Origin of the sequence: Polaribacter sp. KT 15, assembly GCF_900143115.1 — a bacterium.
GTDB classification, from domain to species: Bacteria; Bacteroidota; Bacteroidia; order Flavobacteriales; family Flavobacteriaceae; genus Polaribacter; species Polaribacter marinaquae.
In genome coordinates this window covers 2,948,010-2,966,035 of sequence record NZ_LT670850.1, presented here as the reverse complement: position 1 = coordinate 2,966,035, position 18,026 = coordinate 2,948,010, and the positions used below count along the sequence as shown (strand labels likewise).

Below are 18,026 nucleotides of genomic sequence, written 5' to 3'. Positions count from 1 at the left end.
ATTTCCGGTTTTTTTTTAGACTAGAAAGCACTTGTCATGCCCAGAACACCTACTATAATTCCTAAGAAATATATAGATATTATAATAATGGTTAAAACACCAATAAATTTATAATGCGACTTTAACATCTCGAATGCCTTTGCCAAAACAGCATCATCTTTAGAAATTAAGGCTTTTTTCATTTTTACTGAAAAGTTGTATAAATAATAAACTGGTAAAATGTAAATTAAAGCAAAAACAATATAAGTTATTGTTATAATTAAGCCCATATCTACAGGTGCAGGTTGTGCTGCAGGAAAGTTATTGTACATAGAACCAATAAAAAAACTTCCAAAAATCATTAAACCAATTAAAATAAAACCTAGAATAGATAAAAATTTACACCAACTCGCTGTTTCTTTTAGAAACTTTCTAGCAGAATTTGTTAAAGTTAATTGCTCTAATTCGGTAATTGCATTTTGCATACTAAAGTTTGTTTTAAGTTAGAAAAGCATCAAAAATAATAAATTTATAAAAAGAAAGCCACAAAAGTAAATTTGTGGCTTATTATATATTGATAAAGTAAGTTCTTTAAAACTCAGAAATTGTTTTCTTAATAATAGAAATACAATCCATTAATTCTTCTTCTGTCATCACTAAAGGTGGTGCAAAACGAATAATATTACCGTGTGTTGGTTTTGCTAACAAACCATTATCTCTTAATTTAATACAAATATCCCAAGCTGTAGAACTATCTTCAGAATCGTTAATTAAAATAGCATTTAACAACCCTTTTCCTCTCACAGACTCTACTAAATGATTATTTTTACAAAACTCTGTTAATTCTGCTCTAAAAATCTTTCCTAATTTATCTGCGTTAATTGCCAATTTCTCATCAGTAACAACCTCTAATGCTGCCATTGCAACAGCTGCCGCAATAGGATTTCCGCCAAAAGTAGAACCATGATTTCCTGGTCTAATAACACTCATTACACTATCATTTGCCAAAACTGCAGAAACCGGATAAGCGCCACCACTTAAAGCTTTACCTAAAATTAAAACATCTGGCTTAACTTCTGGTGTACCAGAACAATTTTTTTCTGGACAAGAACAGTTACCACAAGTAGCTAATAATCTACCTGTTCTAGCAATACCAGTTTGTACTTCGTCTGCAATAAATAATACATTATGATCTGCACACATTTTTTTTGCAGCTGCTAAATAACCTTCAGAAGGCACATACACACCAGCTTCACCTTGAATTGGCTCAACTAAAAAAGCGGCAATATTATTACTACTTTCTAGAGTCTCTTGCAATTGCTGTAAATTATCATATTCTATTTTATGAAAACCTTTTGTATACGGACCAAAGTTTTTTCTAGCAACCGGGTCATTAGAAAAAGAAATAATTGTAGTTGTTCTACCATGAAAATTGTTTTCACAAACTATTATTTCTGCTTTATTTTCATCGATTCCTTTTACTTCATACGCCCATTTTCTAGCAATCTTTAAAGCCGTTTCTACAGCTTCTGCACCAGTATTCATTGGTAAAAGTTTATCAAAACCAAAATACTCTGTTGCAAATTTTTCGTATCTACCAAGCATATCATTATAAAAAGCTCTAGAAGTTAAGCTTAATGTTTTTGCCTGATTTGTCATTGCATCTACAATTTTTGGATGACAATGCCCTTGGTTAACTGCAGAATATGCAGATAAAAAATCGTAATATTTTTTACCTTCAACATCCCAAACATAAACACCTTCTCCTCTACTTAATACTACCGGAAGTGGATGATAATTATGCGCACCATGTTTGTTCTCTAATTCTATCGCTTCTTGCGACGTAAGTTTGTCTAAAACAGCCATTTTTATTGTTTTAAGTTTATAAAATAACCATTCCTATTCTACCTTTATCCTTCTGAAAAATTATCAGAAATTCAGCGTGGGAAAGAAATCATCCCCGAAGTTTCACAAAAGTAATAAAATAAACCTTTTAAATACAAAATTTTTGGGCGTTACCTAAAGGTCGCGCTTTCCACTAAATCTTTTTGTGAAAAACAAAAAGGATACCGTTTCAATCGCTAACGCGTATTGCAAACCTGCAAAGTTTTGTTATTTATAATTAATTAAAAGAATTCGTAGCAATAACAAGTACACTAATCAATATCTTTTACTAATTTTGCAGACCAAAATATTTTAAAATGCCACGTAGAGAACGAAACAAGTTTGTAAAAAAAAATCAGGTTTTAGAATTAAAAATTGAAGATTATGCTTTTGGCGGAAAAGGTATTGCAAGAATCCATTCCGAAGAAGGTAGTTTCGTAATTTTTGTTCCAAATACATTACCTGGTCAGTTGGTAAAAGCGCAAATAAGTAAGTCTAGTAAAAAATACGCAGAAGCAAAATTAGTAGACGTTTTACAACCATCAGAAGATGAAGTTGCAGTTCCGTATCAAGACATTCCTGGTGCACCTTACATTCAATTACCAATAGATTTACAGCATAAATACAAACAAGAAAGTACACTTTCTCTATTTAAAAGAATTGGTAAAGTAGAAAATATAGAAGATTTATTCGACGAATTTGTAAAATCGCCAAACGTATTTCATTACAGAAATAAAATGGAATATGGTTTTTCTGCAATTGGATACGATAGAATTAATAAAACAGACAAAGACGAGTTTACACTAGGTTTCAAAAGACGTGGTGTTTGGTGGATGGGTGATAATCTAGAAAAAGATTCTGGCTTATTTGACAAACAATTAGAAGACAACCTAAAAAACATTAGAGAATATTGTAAAGCAACAGGTTTAGAACCTTGGCATGGTCCTAGAAAAACTGGTTTTTTTAGATATTTTGTAGTAAGAAAATCTTTTAAAACAGACGAGTTATTGTGTAATTTAGTTACAACTTCACCAGAATTAGAAAATTTTGATTTAGATAAATTTGCAAACTTTTTAAAAGATATTTTCGGAGATCGTTTAGCAGGTTTATTACATACAATTAACGACGAAACTGGCGATAGAACAATAGCAACCGCAGGTAAATTAGACCTTGTGTATGGTAAAGATAAAATTGTAGAAGAATTATTAGGGTTAAATTTCGAGATTAGCATGAAAAGCTTTTTTCAAACCAACCCAAAATGTGCAGAAAAATTATACTCTAAAGTTGTAGAGTACGTTTTAGAAGATAAAGACAAAGTAGACAACACTGTTGTAATGGATTTATTTTGTGGTACAGGTACAATAGGTCAAATTGTTGCTTCTAAAAGCGAAAACGCAAAAATTGTTGGTGTAGATATTGTTGCTTCTGCTATAGAAGACGCAAAGAAAAACGCCAAAAGAAATAATATTGAAGGTTTACAATTTTATGCAGCTGATGTTGGTAAATTTTTAATTGCGCATCCAGAATATCAAAATAAAATTAAAACGATTATTTTAGATCCTGCAAGAGCTGGTATTGCACCGAAAACGCTTAAAAAAATCATCAATCTAAATGCAGATAGAATGGTGTATGTTTCTTGTAATCCGGCAACACAAGCAAGAGACACAGAGTTATTAAGAGAAGCGGGTTATGCTATTAAAAAAATTAGTTTGGTAGATCAATTTCCGCATACAAGTCATATAGAAACTGTTGTTTTATTTGAAAAATAATAAACTTGTTTTAACATCTTTTTAATTCACTTTAAATTCACAAAGTTTATATTTAAAGGAATTAATTTAAATTTTAAAAAAATGAAAAAATTAACAGAATTCGAAATTTCTAACAAATTAGAAAAATTAGTAGATTGGGAGTATTATGACAATGCTTTGCATACAGACTTTGAATTTGATAATTTTAAAGATTGTATGTCTGCAATGAATAGAATTGCTTTTGAATGTGAGGCGTTAAATCATCATCCAGAATGGACAAATGTTTACAATACCTTAGATATTACATTAACAACACATGATGCAGATGGCGTTACAGAATTAGATTTTAAATTAGCGACAGCAATTAATAAAATTGTAGAAGTTGAAGAAGAAGATTAATCTGTTGAAATAAATTAAAAAATTTATCTAAATGATAAAAAAACTGATTCCTTTCTTATTGCTTACAATCGCTATTTTCTCGGCATGCGAAAAAGACGACTTTTGTTTACAAAACCCGGTAACACCAAAGTTAATCATAACTTTTTATGATGAAACCAATAGAGAAACATCTAAAAATGTGCAAAGATTATCTATTTGGTCGGGCACAAAAGATACGATTGCACAGTATACAAGCGTTACACAAGATAGTATTGCAATACCGTTAAACTCTTTAACAGAAGAAACAGTTTATTCGCTTAAAAAAAATGCAACAAACGGTTCTAAAGCTGCAAATGAAATTGCAACTTTTACCATTAAATATAATACAGAACAAGAATTTGTTTCTAGATCTTGTGGTTTTAAAGTTATTTTTAACAACGTTTCTTTTTCATCAGAAAATAATACTTGGATAACCGATTTTACACCAGCAACAATTACGAATTTAAATGACCAAACTACAGCGCATGTTCAGATATTTCATTAATCTTTGTTTTGTTTTTAGTTTTATAAATGGTTATTCTCAAGAACAAAAAGAGAATGATAATTTAGACAAAGTTTCAGATTCTATTGTTTATAAGACCAATTACGGACTACGTTTAGGTGTAGATATTAGCAAACCAATAAAAGGCACTATTGATGGTGCTTACAGCGGTTTTGAAATAGTTGGAGATTACAGATTAAAAAAGAATTTTTATTTAGCTGCAGAAGCTGGTTTCGAAGAAGAAACTTCAAATGAAGATTATTTAAACACAACTTCAAAAGGAAGTTATATCCGTTTAGGATTTAATTACAATGCTTACAAAAATTGGTTAGACATGAATAACGAAATTTTTGTAGGTTACAGATATGGTTTTAGCTTATTTGAGCAAACGCTTAACAATTATACACCCAATGTTTCTGATGCTGAAAACGGTAATTACTTTCCTGCAGAATTAAACACAAATGCTGTAACAAGTACTGGTTTAAACGCACATTGGTCTGAACTTATGTTGGGTATCAAAGCAGAAACTTTTACCAATTTTTACATCGGCTTTAGTGTTTCTTATAAAGTAATGATGAGCGTTAAAGATCCCGATGGAGTTAAAGCCTTATTTTCTCCTGGTTTTAACAGAATTTTCGAAAGTAATACAGGTTTTGGTTTTAATTATACCTTAAGTTACTTAATCCCTTTTTCAAAAAAATAAGAACACTTTATCAATTACTGATTTTTTAGTAACTTTATAGGCTGTTTTTAATAAAAAAACTACAAAGATGAATAAAATACCAAGTGTAAACTTAGCCGATTTTTTATCTGATGATAAAAATAGAAAGCAAAAATTTATAGACGAAATTGGTCACGCTTATGAGAACATAGGTTTTGTGGCGTTAAAAGGTCATTTTTTAGATGATAAATTAGTAAGTGATTTGTACGAAGAAATTAAAAACTTTTTCGAACTACCTGTTGCAACTAAAGAAAAATATGAAATTCCTGGCATTGGAGGCCAAAGAGGTTATGTTTCTTTTGGAAAAGAATCTGCTAAAGGAAAAAAAGAAGGAGATTTAAAAGAATTTTGGCATTTTGGTCAATATGTAGAAGATGATCCTGAAAGAGCTAAAGAATATCCAGAAAATGTTCTTGTAGAAGAATTACCAAAGTTTAACGAAGTTGGTAAAGAAACTTATAAAATGTTAGAAAAAACTGCAAAATATGTTTTGCGTTCTTTAGCATTGCATTTAGGTTTAGAAGAAACGTATTTTGATAATTTTATTAAAAACGGAAACAGTATTTTAAGACCTATTCATTATCCACCAATAGAAACAGAACCAAAAGGAGCGGAAAGAGCTGCTGCGCACGGAGACATTAATTTAATAACATTATTAATGGGTGCACAAGGTAAAGGTTTACAAGTACAAAATCATAATGGCGATTGGATTGATGCTATGGCAGAACCAGACGAATTAATGATTAATGTTGGTGATATGTTATCTAGACACAGTAACAATAAACTAAAGTCTACAATTCATAGAGTTACAAATCCGCCAAAAGAAATGTGGGGAACTTCAAGATATTCCATTCCGTTTTTTATGCATCCAATATCAGAAATGAAATTAGATGTTTTAGAAAATTGTGTTGATGAAAACAATCCTAAACAATTCGAAGATATTACTGCCGGAGAGTTTTTAGATCAACGTTTAAGAGAATTAGGGTTAAAAAAATAATCTTTAAATCAAAAGCGTAATTTAAAATTAAATTACGCTTTTGTGTTTTAAAAAATTAATATCAAATTATTTAAATGGATTTAAAAGATCAATTAAAAAACCTTTTTCCAGAGCATAAAGAATCAGAAGAACCAAAAAAAGAAAAATCGAATGTTTGGTTACAAGACGATCCTATAATTTGTAAATACGAAAAAAGAAAAGGGAAGCCAATTACAATTTTAGAAGGTTATAATGGCGCAACTTCAGATTTTAAAATCTTAGCAAAAGAGATAAAAACAAAATTATCTGTTGGCGGAAGTTTTAAAGATGATAAAATTATTATACAAGGAGATTATAGAGACAAAATTATGACAATGCTTAAAGACAAAGGCTTTAAGGTAAAAAGAGTTGGTGGGTGATTAAATGTTAAACAAAACTTTACATATAACTAACGGAGATTGTACAACAAACTATCTTAAAAAACTTCAAGTAAAAGGTAAAATTATAACTTGGAGAGAAATGTTATGTGAAGGTAAAACGTTAACAGATGTTGGTAGCGAAAAATTTTGGAATACAAGATTTCAATTCTTTAAAAATAGCTATAATGTTTCTAAAGAAATGTTTATCAATTTAACTTTAAAAGAATACAGAAGTCTTTGTAATACAAAAAATAGTAAAGAAATTGTTTTATGGTTTGAGCATGATTTATTTTGTCAAATTAATATGTTAGCTGTACTTTCTTGGTTAAAAAAACATAGAAAAGGATATACTATATTTTTAGTTTGTAGCGGTAAAATTAAAGGTTCTGATAAAATGTTTTCGCTTACAGATTTGTCTGAAAATCAAATTTTAAAACACTATAAAAATAAAATTGAATTAGATCAAAATGATATTGAATATGCAGATTATATTTGGCAATTATACTGTTCTAATAGTCCATTACGCTTAGAAACTGTAAATAATTTTAAACCAAATAAAGCCTTTAAATATTTAGTTGATGCTTTAAAAGTTCATTTAAAAAGGTTTCCGTCTGTAGAAAATGGTTTAAATAATACCGAAAATTTTATTTTAGAAACGGCCAATAATTACACTTTTTCAACAAAAAAACAATTCATTACAAAATTATTAGAATTGCAACAAGTTTTTGGGTTTGGCGATATTCAATATGAAACAGCTATCAATAACCTTAACAATGCGTTTGATTCTATAAACCCAACAAAACTCTCTAAAAGAGGAAAAGAACTGCTAGTAAATGAAACGAATTATTACAGAGAATTACGTTCTGATAATTCGTACCTTGGCGGTTCTAAAAAATATAGCTTTTTGTACAGCAATGCATCAGAAAAACTATTACAAATAACAAATTAGTATGAGTATACAACAATCGGAATTAATTTTAAATGCAGATGGTAGCATATATCATTTGAATTTAAAACCAGAAAATATAGCTAACGATATAATTTTTGTTGGCGATCAAGACAGAGTAGATAAAATTACAGATAGATTTGATTCAATTGAATTTACAACTCAAAAAAGAGAATTTAAAACAACAACAGGTGTTTATAAAGGCAAAAGAATATCTGTAATTTCTACAGGTATTGGCCCAGACAATATAGATATTGTATTAAATGAATTAGATGCGTTGGTAAATATCGATTTAAAAACAAGAAAACCTAAAGACCAATTAACAGCTTTAAATATTGTTAGAATTGGTACTTCTGGTTCTTTACAAAAAGACATACCGGTAGATTCGTTTTTAATGAGTTCTTTCGGCTTAGACTTAAACGGAATGCTTCACTCCTATCAAATTGATGAAATTTCTAATCCAGAAATTGAAAATGCTTTTGTAGAACATACTAATTGGAGTACAAAGAAATCGAATCCGTTATTAGTTAAAAATAGTAGTTCTTTAGAAGAAAAATTATCTTCGGATAAAATTTTTAAAGGAATTACTGCTACTGCTGGTGGTTTCTACGGACCACAAGGTAGAGTTTTACGTTTGGCTTTACAAGATGAAAAAATCAATAGTAAAATAGATTCTTTTAACTTTAATGGTAATAGAATTACAAATTTAGAAATGGAAACTTCGGCTATTTACGGTTTGTCTAAATTGTTAGGCCATAATGCCGTTTCTATGAATGCAATTATTGCAAATAGAGCAAACGGAACATTTAGTGAAGATTACAAAAAAGTTGTAGAAAATTTAATAGAATATTCGCTTAACAAATTAGCTGAATAAATGACGAATTTAAAAGTTGGTGGTGTACCAGAACACTTTAATTATCCTTGGTATTTAACACTTAAAAACAAAGAATACACAAAAGAAAACATCAATCTTAGATGGCAAGATTTTCCTGGCGGAACTGGTGCCATGTGCAAAGCATTGCGTGCAGGTGAAGTTGATATTGCAATTGTTTTAACAGAAGGAATTATTAAAGATATTGCTGCTGGTAATCCATCTAAAATTGTGCAGACATTTGTAGAAACTCCGTTAATTTGGGGAATTCATGTGGCTAAAGATTCTAAATTCAAAAAAATTGAAGATTTAGAACATGCAACAATTGCAATTAGTAGGTATGGTTCTGGTTCTCATTTAATGGCAATTGTAAATGCTTTTAATCAAGGTTGGAATGTTGAAAAACTTAAATTTAAAGTTATAGGAAATTTGCAAGGTGGTATTGATGCACTAACAAATGGTGAAGCAGACTACTTTATGTGGGAACATTTTACAACAAAACCATTGGTAGATAACGGCACTTTTAGAAGAGTCGATAATTGCCCAACACCTTGGCCATGTTTTGTTGTTGCTGTTAGAAATGAAGTTTTAGAAAACAATGCAAGCGAAGTAAAAAAGGTTTTAGACATTATAAATGCCCAAACTGCTAATTTTAAGGAAATAGAAGATATCGATAAAATTTTAGCAAAAAGATACGAGCAAAAGCTAGAAGACATTCAGAAATGGTTAAAAATAACTGAATGGAATGACGGGAAACCAATTACCAAAAATTTAATTACAAGAATTCAAAATAAAATGGTAAGTTTTAACGTTATAGAAGAGAAGAAAAACTCAACTGAGTTCGTAAAAAATATGTACATTTAAATATTAAAATTTTTAAAAGATGAAAAAAGTAGTATTTGTTGCAATTTGTATAGTAAGTCTTATGTGTTTTTCTTCTTGTAGAAGTACTTCTAAACCTTGTGGTTTGGCAGATACTATAACAACAAACCAAACGACATTAAAACAGATAAATATTTTATAATTTATTTGTTTCTTAATTCCAAATTCAATGAATCCGCTTTTTACAGCGGATTTTTTGTTTCAATTTAACACTACTATGAATATAATAGTACTAAAGTTTAGCTATTAAATCTCTAAGAAAAACACTATAATTCTCTAATTCTAAAGGAACATCAGCATTTTTTTCCATATCATGAAAGTGATGAGTAGCTAACAACTTCATACCTGTAAAAGCATTCATTTTATGAAAGCCAAACATTGGGCCCTCATCTACATTCTTCTGATTAAAAAATTCGTTTTCAAGTGTAAATGCAGTTTTAGGAGCATTCCAACTAGTTGTAAGGATGTATTGTTTACCATGCATTAAACCACCTGTTCCGTAGTTTATATCAGGATTTTTTCTACTTCTACCATCACTTGCATAAATTCCATTTTGATGTCCTTCTGTAAAAACTTCATCAATATATTGTTTAAAACCAAACGGAATTTGAAACCACCAAATTGGTGTATGATATATCACTATATCTGCCCACTTAAATTTTTCAACTTCATTTTTAACATCATAATTTTCACCAACTTGAGTAAATTTAACATCAAACCCTTCTAGTGTATCAAAATGTGAAATTGTAGTTTTAAAAAGTGTTTCATTAAATCTTCCTCCAGAATGTGCAAATGGATGACTTCCATTTATAATAAATATATTTTTCATGTTTATAATTTTATCCAAAGCAAAATTAAAACTACATTTACTATTGTAAAAATAATACAAATTATACCTTTGTATTAATATTATAATGATTATGGTAAATTTAGAATGGTACAGAACTTTTAAAGAAATATATGAAAACGGAACTTTAACCAAAGCTTCTGTTGCACTTTACGCTTCTCAACCCGGTGTCAGTGTACATTTAAATGCTCTAGAAGCCTATGTTGGTAAAAAACTGTTTGAACGTACTTCTAGAAAGATGATTCCTACCGAAGATGGAAAGTTCTTATATGAATATATTATAGAATCGCTAACAAAATTAGAAATAGCAGAGCAACATTTTAAAAAAACAACTCAAGAAAAAAATCCGTCTTTAAACATAGGAATGTGTTCTGAAATGTTTCAATTGATTCTAGAACCCGAAATTAAAAAATTAAACTTTGATTTGGTTGCTAGGTTTGGTGCGCATACAGATTTAATAAAAGATTTAAATAATGGTATTTTAGATATAGTAATTACTCCTAAAAAACAAGTTGAAAAAAAATCATTGGTAGAATATATTCCTTTTTCTAAAGAAAGAATTGTCTTAATTGCAGGAAACAAAACAGATACTTCAGTAATAACAAGCCATATCAATTCTAAAAATTTTAAAAAACTAGAAGAAGAATTGCTTAAAAATTTATGGTACAGTTCGTCAAACGAAATGGAGCATTTTAGACGCTTTTGGTTTGAAAACTTTAATAAAAAGCCAAGTTTTAAACCCAATTATATTTTACCAAATATTACTTCTATAATTAGATGTTTAAAAAATGGTAATGGACTTGCATTAGTTCCTGATTTTTTATGTGAAGAACAAATTTTAAAAAAGGAAATAAATTTAGTTTGGAAAGGTAAAATTAAGACAGAAAACACCTTATATTTTGCATTAAGAACAGACTTAAAATATAAAAAAGAATTAGATGTTATTAGAAAAATATTCACATCAAAATTAAAATAATCACCTAATAGTAAAAGCATTAGACTTAACACTTAGCTTACAATTTATAAACTTTTTAATAAGAATTAACTTACTTTTTTTTTATCATTAATTTACCATAACAAAACATAGTGTCTGTAAGTTTGATAAACTATATACAGAATGCGTTTGTGTACATTTTATTTAACCTTACATAACTATAAGTATCTTCTAAATACTTTATGTAACCAAAGAATAACTTCTAAACATTTACCTTTTTAAGATGAAAAAAAACAAAAAACGTAAGTTAGACTATGCTGTAATTTCTGATGTGCATTTAGGCACTTACGGCTGTAAAGCGGCAGAATTATTAAACTATTTAAAATCTATAGATCCTAAAGTTTTAATACTTAACGGAGACATTATAGATATATGGCAATTTAACAAACGTTATTTTCCTAAATCTCACATGAATGTAATTAAACACATTACTGGGCTACTTTCTAGGGGTACAGAAGTGTATTACATTACCGGGAATCATGACGAAATGCTTAGAAAATTTAAAGGTTTTCAATTGGGGAATTTTAAAATTTTGAACAAACTTGTTTTAAATATTGATAATAAAAAAACATGGATTTTTCATGGTGATGTTTTTGATGTAACCATGAAGCATTCGAAATGGCTGGCAAAATTAGGCGGTAAAGGCTATGATTTACTTATTTTGATTAACACCTTTATAAATTGGATTAGTAAATTATTTGGTTACGGAAAACTATCCTTATCAAAAAAAATTAAAAACAGTGTAAAAAGTGCTGTAAAATTTATCAATCATTTTGAAGAAACCGCTTCTGATATTGCAATTGATAACAACTACGATTATGTAGTTTGTGGTCATATTCATCAACCAGAAATAAGAGAAATTGCGAACGCTAAAGGAAAAACAACTTACTTAAACTCTGGCGATTGGATAGAAAATTTAACTGCATTAGAATATAAGAAAAAGCAATGGACTTTATACGAATATAATAAAGATGAAATTGTAAAAAACAATACAGTAAAGCTATCTAAAAAAGAGTTAAAAGCTTTAAAAAAACAAGATTCTCAAAACTTTATTTTTAATGAATTTTTAAAAGAATTTGACATAAAAAAACCGGTAAAATAATTTATGAAGATATTATACGCTATACAAGGTACAGGAAACGGACATTTAACGAGAGCAAAAGAAATTATACCAATTTTACAACAAAAAGGAGATTTAGATATATTATTAAGTGGTAACGAAAATAATATTCCGTTGGGTTTTGATGTAAAATACAATTTAAAAGGTTTAAACTTTACTTTTGGTAAAAACGGCGGAATAGACTTTATAGCGAGTTATAAAAAAATGAATTTATATCGATTTTATAAAGAAATAAAAAACTTACCTGTAAAAGATTACGACCTAATTATAAATGATTTTGAACCAGTTTCTGCTTGGGCTGCTCGGTTAAATAATGTAAATATCATTTCTTTAAGTCATCAAAATGCGGTTTTAGACTCAGCCTCACCAAAAATAGGTAAATTTAAAATTGAAAAGCTAATTTTAAAATATTATGCACCTTCTAAAGTAAGATTTGGCTTTCATTTTAACAGTTATAGTTCAGCAACATTTTTGCCAATTATCAGAAAAAAAATAAGACACAAAACAGTAAAAAACAAAGGCCATTTTACGGTCTATTTACCTTCTTATCATCATGATAAAATAGCAAAAATACTTTCTAAAATTCCGATTGTAAAATGGCATATTTTTTCTAAGGATACTACGAAATTAATCTTCGAGAAAAATATTACTATTTTTCCTGTTAACGAATTTGATTTTATAAAAAGTATGGCAAGTTCTAGTGGTGTCTTGTGTGGTGCGGGATTCGAAACACCTTCTGAAGCCTTATTTTTAAAGAAAAGGTTAATGGTTATACCTATGAAAAATCAATATGAACAACAATGCAACGCACTTGCACTTAAAGAAATGGGTGTTCATACAATAAAAAAACTTAGTAAAAAACAGGTGCCTAAAATTGCAAAATGGATTCGTTCTGAAAATATTATCGAAGTAAATTATTCAGACACTACAGAAGACCTTTTAGAAGCTTTATTATTGCCATATTATAAATCTTCTTCTTTACCTACCATTTTATCGTAGTTTTCTGTAATTTTTGAAGAATTTTATTAGTTTTAGAAAAATGTTTAGAACCAAACCAACCTCTCCATGCGCCTAAAGGAGAAGGATGTGGCGCAGTAAGAATTGTATGTTTTTTTATATCTATTAATTTAGATTTACTTTCAGCAAATTTACCCCAAAGTAAAAAAACTACATTTTCTTTTTCATTAGAAATTTGTTTAATTACAGCATCTGTAAAGGTTTCCCATCCTTTTTTCTGATGACTTCCGGCTTCGTGCGCTCTAACTGTTAGTGTTGCATTTAATAATAAAACGCCTTGTTTTGCCCATTTTTCTAAGTTTCCACTTTCTGGAATTTCTTGATTTAAATCTGTAGAAATCTCTTTAAAAATATTTTTTAACGAAGGCGGATGTTTCATATTATCTTGTACAGAAAAGCACAAACCATTTGCTTGATTTTCGTCGTGATATGGATCTTGACCAATAATAACAACCTTTAAATCATCGAAAGAACAATAATCGAAAGCAGCAAAAATATCTTCTTTTTTAGGAAAACATTGATGATTTTTATATTCTTCATCTACAAAATTGAGCAACTCTTTAAAATAAGTTTTATCAAATTCATTTTGTAAAATATTTTTCCAGCTATCGGCTATTTTTAGTTGCATTCGAAATTTAATTAAGTTAATGATACACTTTCTAAGATTTCAAAATTAATATACTTTATGAAAACATTAAATTTATATAACTAATTATTTTAAACTGAAATTCCAGTTATATCCCAAAAATAAAACAGGTAAAACCCTCATAATTAAAATTATAAAATAAGTAATATTTGTTTAAATAAAACAAAAGCTATGAAATCAAAATTACTATTTTTTGCAATTATTACTTTATTAATATCTAATTATTCACAAAGTCAGAATGTAAATATTCCAGATAACGAATTTAAACAGGCATTACTAAATTACACACCTACTATAGATACAAATAACGATTACCAAATTTCATTATCAGAGGCCCAAGCTGTAACCTCTTTAAATATCTCTTACTTTCAAAGTGTTGAAGATATGGGAGGATTTTGTCCGGATCCAAATGATCCAAACTGTGTTGGTGGTGGTGGAATTATATCATTTGGAATTAGTGATTTTACAGGTATAGAAGCCTTTACAAATTTAACTTCTTTGATCTGTAGTAATAATGAATTAACAAGTTTAGACGTTTCTGCATTAACTAATTTAACATATTTAGATTGTTCTAATAATCAAAATCCGAATGTTACTATTAATTATTACCCCGGAATAAGTAATTTAATTTTTCCGAGTTCTGGTAGTTTAGAAACTTTAATATGTCATACAAACGATTTAGTAACATTAGATGTATCATCTCAAACATCCTTAAGTGTTTTAACTAGTAATTATAACCAAATTAATTCTTTAATACTGCCTACTACAAACACTTTAACTAACTTAGACATTAGTAGAAATCGATTAACAACCTTAGATCTTTCTGCGCAAACAAATTTAATTAATGTAACCTGTAATAATAACTTAATTACTGCTTTTACTTTACCAATTACCAATACAGTAACATCTATAAACTGCCAAAGAAATCAAATTACCTCTTTAGATGCTTCTTCTTACACTTCTTTAACCAGTTTAATTTGCGATAATAATTCAATTAACTCTTTAATATTACCAAACACAAATACTCTTACAACATTAAAATGTTTTGTTAACCAAATATCTAATTTAGATATAACTAACAACACAGGATTAACTCATTTAGATTCTAGAAATAACCCACTAATAAATTTAAATTTATTGCAAAATGCTGCTTTAGAAACATTAAATTGTTCGACCACACAATTAACAAATTTAGACCTAACAAATAATACGCTATTAAAAACATTGGCCTGTGGTAGTAACCAAATTACAAGCTTAGATTTATCTAGACAAACAAGTTTACACACATTATACGCTAACAATAACCAATTAACTAGTTTAAATATTAAGAACGGAAATAATTCTGCAATAACCAACAACAGGTTTAACGTTTTAAATAATCCTAATTTAAAATTAATATGTGTAGATAATTTAGCTTATGCAAATTCAACTTTTACAAATAAAAATGGATCATCATTTTATTCTGATATATGCTCTTTTATTCCAACAAATTCTAATACCATTACAGGTACAGTTTCTTTTGATTTTAATAACAATGGTTGTGATGCATTAGATACTAAATCTATAAACACCAAATTAACAAATACTAGCACTAATTCTGCCAATGTAGCGTTTACAAATTCTAACGGAGAATACATACTTTACACACAAGAGGCAACAAATACAGTTGAAATTTTATTAAATTTACCTAGCTTTTTTTCCGTTACTCCAACAACTCAATCAAAAACATTTACAGGTTCTGGTAATACCGAAGTAATTGATTTTTGTATTACAGCAAATCAAGTTGTAAATGATGTTAAAATAACGGTAATACCTACATCTGAAGCAAGACCTGGTTTTGACACTTCTGTAAGAGTTTTTTATGAAAATATAGGTTCTAGTACTTTATCAGGTTCTGTAGATTTAGAATTTCCAGATAATCAACTAAACTTTTTAAATGCTAGTATTGCTCCTGATTCTCAAACAAATACAATTTTAAGTTGGAATTACAACAATCTACTTCCATTTGAAAAGAAATTTATTGATGTCAATTTCAATATAAATACTCCTGTTGCGACTATAAACCCTGTAAATGGAGGTGACTTAATAACTTATACCAGTAATATTAGTAGTACAGATACAGATGTTAACCCAACAGACAATACAAGTTCGTTTACAGAAACTGTAGTAAATTCTTATGATCCTAATGATATTATTTGCTTTGAAGGAAACTATATAGACGCTATAGAAGTCCCTAATTTTTTAAATTACAGAGTTCGTTTTCAAAATACAGGTACTGCATCCGCTATTAACATTGTAGTTAAAAATGAATTAGATGCAGATTTAGATTGGTCTACCTTTACACCTGTTTCCGCAAGTCATGATTACAGAACATCTATAAAAGAAGGTAATAAGGTAGAATTTATTTTTGAAAACATTCACTTAGCAGATAGTTTATCTAACGAACCAGAAAGTCATGGCTGGATTTTCTTCAAAATAAAACCTAAAAGTAGTTTTAGTATAAATGATATTGCAGAAAATACCTCGTACATTTATTTTGATTATAATGCTCCTATAATAACGAACACAGCTTCAACTCAATTAACTAGAATTGCAACATTAACAACAACAGCAGCAACTAACATTACTCAAAGTAGTGTAAATTTATCAGGTAATATTTCTAACAATGGTGGTGCCTTGGTTACTGATAGAGGAATTGTTTACGCAATAAGTGCAGAAAATAGCAATCCAGAAATTAATGGAAACGATGTTGTAAAAATAAGTGACGGAACTGGAATTGGAACTTTCGGTAAAACTATAACGAACTTAGATACAAATACGCAATATTCATTTAAATCTTACGCAATTAATTCTGCAGGAATTAATTATGGTAATTTAGAAACCTTTACAACCAACGCTCTTTTAGCACCAACTATAACATTTTCGGACATTTACAAAACTTATGGAGATACAGATTTTCAATTAAACGCTACATCAGATTCTTCTGGGGAGATTAGCTATACAATAGAAGGAAACGCAAATGGAACCTCTTTAAGTGGTACAAATAATAACATAATAAATATTGGAGACGCAGCCTTAGTAACCATTAGAGCTAATATTGCGGCAGACAACATTTATAAAGCAGGTTTTAAAGATATTACTTTAACAATTAGCAAAGCTAATTTAAACGTTACAGCAGATGACTACTCAAGAAATTACGGAGATGCAAACCCTACTTTTACATACCAGTATTCAGGTTTTATAAATGGAGAGAATGCGACTATGTTAGATGAAGAACCAAAAATTTCTTCTGTAGCATCACAAAGTTCTAATATTGGATCTTATAGCATAATTTTAACAGAGGGTTCCGACAACAACTATTCTTTAAATTTTATAAACGGAACTTTAAATATTACAAAAAGACCAATTAGCATTTTAGCAGATAATATAACAAAATCTTTAGGAAGTGTAGATCCAGATTTAACGTATCAAATTATCAATGGTAGTTTAATAAATGGCGATGTTTTTACTGGAAACATGACTAGAATTCCTGGAGAAACTATTGGCACATATGCAATACAAAAAGGATCTTTATTTATAAGTAACAACTATCAAGAAAACTTTACAGAAGGTGTTTTTACAATTTCTTCAACGGCAGGTTTAGATTCTAATTTTATTGATAAAAATATAATTATCTATCCAAATCCTGTTGAAGATATACTTTCACTAAAAGTTAACAATAATATTAAAATAAACGAATTTAGCATTTATAACATTCAAGGTAAAGTATTAAAAAACAATCTTAAAAAACAAAGAATCAATATTTCTAACTTGCCAGCAGGTATATATTTCATTAAAATAAATACCGATAAAGGAAGTGGAATAAAAAAAATAATTAAACTTTAAAAAAACACATAAAAACATCAGAAGTTATTGTTTCAAAAACTTATTTTAAAATTGTTAAAAGAGCTTATACTACTACCATTAGTATAAGCTCTTAACAGTATAATTGAGTTTTAATTGAAACTTTTTTATCTATTAAAATTTAAAAATATTAGTTCTTAAAAAACAACTAATT

The 18,026-nt window shown here is 28.6% G+C and carries 18 protein-coding genes; 14 read left to right on the top strand and 4 right to left on the bottom strand.

What is annotated here, in order from left to right; all coding sequences use genetic code 11:
• Nucleotides 1–20: 20 nt before the first annotated feature.
• Both B5464_RS13105 and rocD read right to left on the bottom strand, forming a co-directional pair.
• Nucleotides 21–464, bottom strand: a complete 444-nt coding sequence (locus tag B5464_RS13105) for a hypothetical protein (RefSeq protein ID WP_079738741.1) — start codon at nt 462–464, stop codon at nt 21–23.
• 106 nt (nt 465–570) lie between these two features.
• Entirely contained in the window at nt 571–1,845 is a 1,275-nt protein-coding gene (gene rocD / locus B5464_RS13100) for an ornithine--oxo-acid transaminase (RefSeq protein WP_077809172.1), read from the bottom strand.
• Between the two features lie 335 nt (nt 1,846–2,180).
• Between rocD and rlmD the strand changes: the two genes are divergently transcribed.
• From rlmD to B5464_RS14385, 10 genes are all read left to right on the top strand, one after another.
• Nucleotides 2,181–3,632: a 23S rRNA (uracil(1939)-C(5))-methyltransferase RlmD gene (rlmD, locus tag B5464_RS13095; protein ID WP_079738740.1), complete on the top strand. Its 1,452-nt coding sequence runs from the start codon at nt 2,181–2,183 to the stop codon at nt 3,630–3,632.
• 81 nt (nt 3,633–3,713) lie between these two features.
• A complete protein-coding gene (locus B5464_RS13090; RefSeq protein ID WP_079738739.1) occupies nt 3,714–4,010 on the top strand; it encodes a 4a-hydroxytetrahydrobiopterin dehydratase in 297 nt (98 codons plus the stop codon).
• Nucleotides 4,011–4,041: 31 nt separating this feature from the next.
• Nucleotides 4,042–4,533 carry a DUF6452 family protein gene (locus B5464_RS13085; RefSeq protein ID WP_079738738.1) on the top strand — a complete coding sequence of 164 codons (492 nt, stop codon included), beginning with the start codon at nt 4,042–4,044 and terminating at the stop codon, nt 4,531–4,533.
• Nucleotides 4,514–5,233 carry a DUF6048 family protein gene (locus tag B5464_RS13080; protein WP_079738737.1) on the top strand — a complete coding sequence of 240 codons (720 nt, stop codon included), beginning with the start codon at nt 4,514–4,516 and terminating at the stop codon, nt 5,231–5,233. The genes B5464_RS13085 and B5464_RS13080 overlap by 20 nt, the downstream gene beginning before the upstream one ends.
• A 67-nt stretch (nt 5,234–5,300) precedes the next feature.
• A complete protein-coding gene (locus B5464_RS13075) occupies nt 5,301–6,248 on the top strand; it encodes an isopenicillin N synthase family oxygenase (RefSeq protein ID WP_079738736.1) in 948 nt (315 codons plus the stop codon).
• A 74-nt stretch (nt 6,249–6,322) separates the two neighbouring features.
• The gene (locus B5464_RS13070; protein ID WP_077809166.1) at nt 6,323–6,646 is read left to right on the top strand and encodes a translation initiation factor; all 324 of its coding nucleotides are present in this window, start codon (nt 6,323–6,325) and stop codon (nt 6,644–6,646) included.
• A gap of 4 nt (nt 6,647–6,650) precedes the next feature.
• Nucleotides 6,651–7,595 (top strand): DUF1835 domain-containing protein, encoded by a 945-nt coding sequence (locus tag B5464_RS13065; protein WP_079738735.1) that lies wholly within the window; start codon nt 6,651–6,653, stop codon nt 7,593–7,595.
• Between the two features lies 1 nt (nt 7,596).
• A complete protein-coding gene (locus tag B5464_RS13060; protein ID WP_079738734.1) occupies nt 7,597–8,466 on the top strand; it encodes a nucleoside phosphorylase in 870 nt (289 codons plus the stop codon).
• The gene (locus B5464_RS13055; RefSeq protein ID WP_079738733.1) at nt 8,467–9,327 is read left to right on the top strand and encodes a substrate-binding domain-containing protein; all 861 of its coding nucleotides are present in this window, start codon (nt 8,467–8,469) and stop codon (nt 9,325–9,327) included.
• Nucleotides 9,328–9,346: 19 nt separating this feature from the next.
• Nucleotides 9,347–9,487, top strand: a complete 141-nt coding sequence (locus B5464_RS14385; protein WP_154066975.1) for a hypothetical protein — start codon at nt 9,347–9,349, stop codon at nt 9,485–9,487.
• A 90-nt stretch (nt 9,488–9,577) separates the two neighbouring features.
• On the opposite strand, the gene B5464_RS13050 is transcribed toward B5464_RS14385, so the two are convergent.
• Nucleotides 9,578–10,174: an NAD(P)H-dependent oxidoreductase gene (locus B5464_RS13050; protein ID WP_079738732.1), complete on the bottom strand. Its 597-nt coding sequence runs from the start codon at nt 10,172–10,174 to the stop codon at nt 9,578–9,580.
• Between the two features lie 91 nt (nt 10,175–10,265).
• Here B5464_RS13050 and B5464_RS13045 point away from each other — a divergent pair, with 91 nt between their 5' ends.
• The 3 genes from B5464_RS13045 (at nt 10,266) to B5464_RS13035 (ending at nt 13,305) form a co-directional block, all read left to right on the top strand.
• Nucleotides 10,266–11,168: a LysR family transcriptional regulator gene (locus B5464_RS13045; protein ID WP_079738731.1), complete on the top strand. Its 903-nt coding sequence runs from the start codon at nt 10,266–10,268 to the stop codon at nt 11,166–11,168.
• Between the two features lie 241 nt (nt 11,169–11,409).
• Complete coding sequence (locus B5464_RS13040) at nt 11,410–12,288, top strand: UDP-2,3-diacylglucosamine diphosphatase (RefSeq protein ID WP_079738730.1); 879 nt, start codon at nt 11,410–11,412, stop codon at nt 12,286–12,288.
• Between the two features lie 3 nt (nt 12,289–12,291).
• Nucleotides 12,292–13,305 carry a glycosyltransferase family protein gene (locus tag B5464_RS13035; protein WP_079738729.1) on the top strand — a complete coding sequence of 338 codons (1,014 nt, stop codon included), beginning with the start codon at nt 12,292–12,294 and terminating at the stop codon, nt 13,303–13,305.
• Here the strand turns inward: B5464_RS13035 and B5464_RS13030 are convergent.
• A complete protein-coding gene (locus B5464_RS13030) occupies nt 13,289–13,951 on the bottom strand; it encodes a uracil-DNA glycosylase (protein ID WP_079738728.1) in 663 nt (220 codons plus the stop codon). The genes B5464_RS13035 and B5464_RS13030 overlap by 17 nt on opposite strands.
• A 189-nt stretch (nt 13,952–14,140) precedes the next feature.
• Between B5464_RS13030 and B5464_RS13025 the strand changes: the two genes are divergently transcribed.
• Nucleotides 14,141–17,854: an MBG domain-containing protein gene (locus B5464_RS13025; protein WP_079738727.1), complete on the top strand. Its 3,714-nt coding sequence runs from the start codon at nt 14,141–14,143 to the stop codon at nt 17,852–17,854.
• The last annotated feature ends 172 nt before the right edge of the window (nt 17,855–18,026 follow it).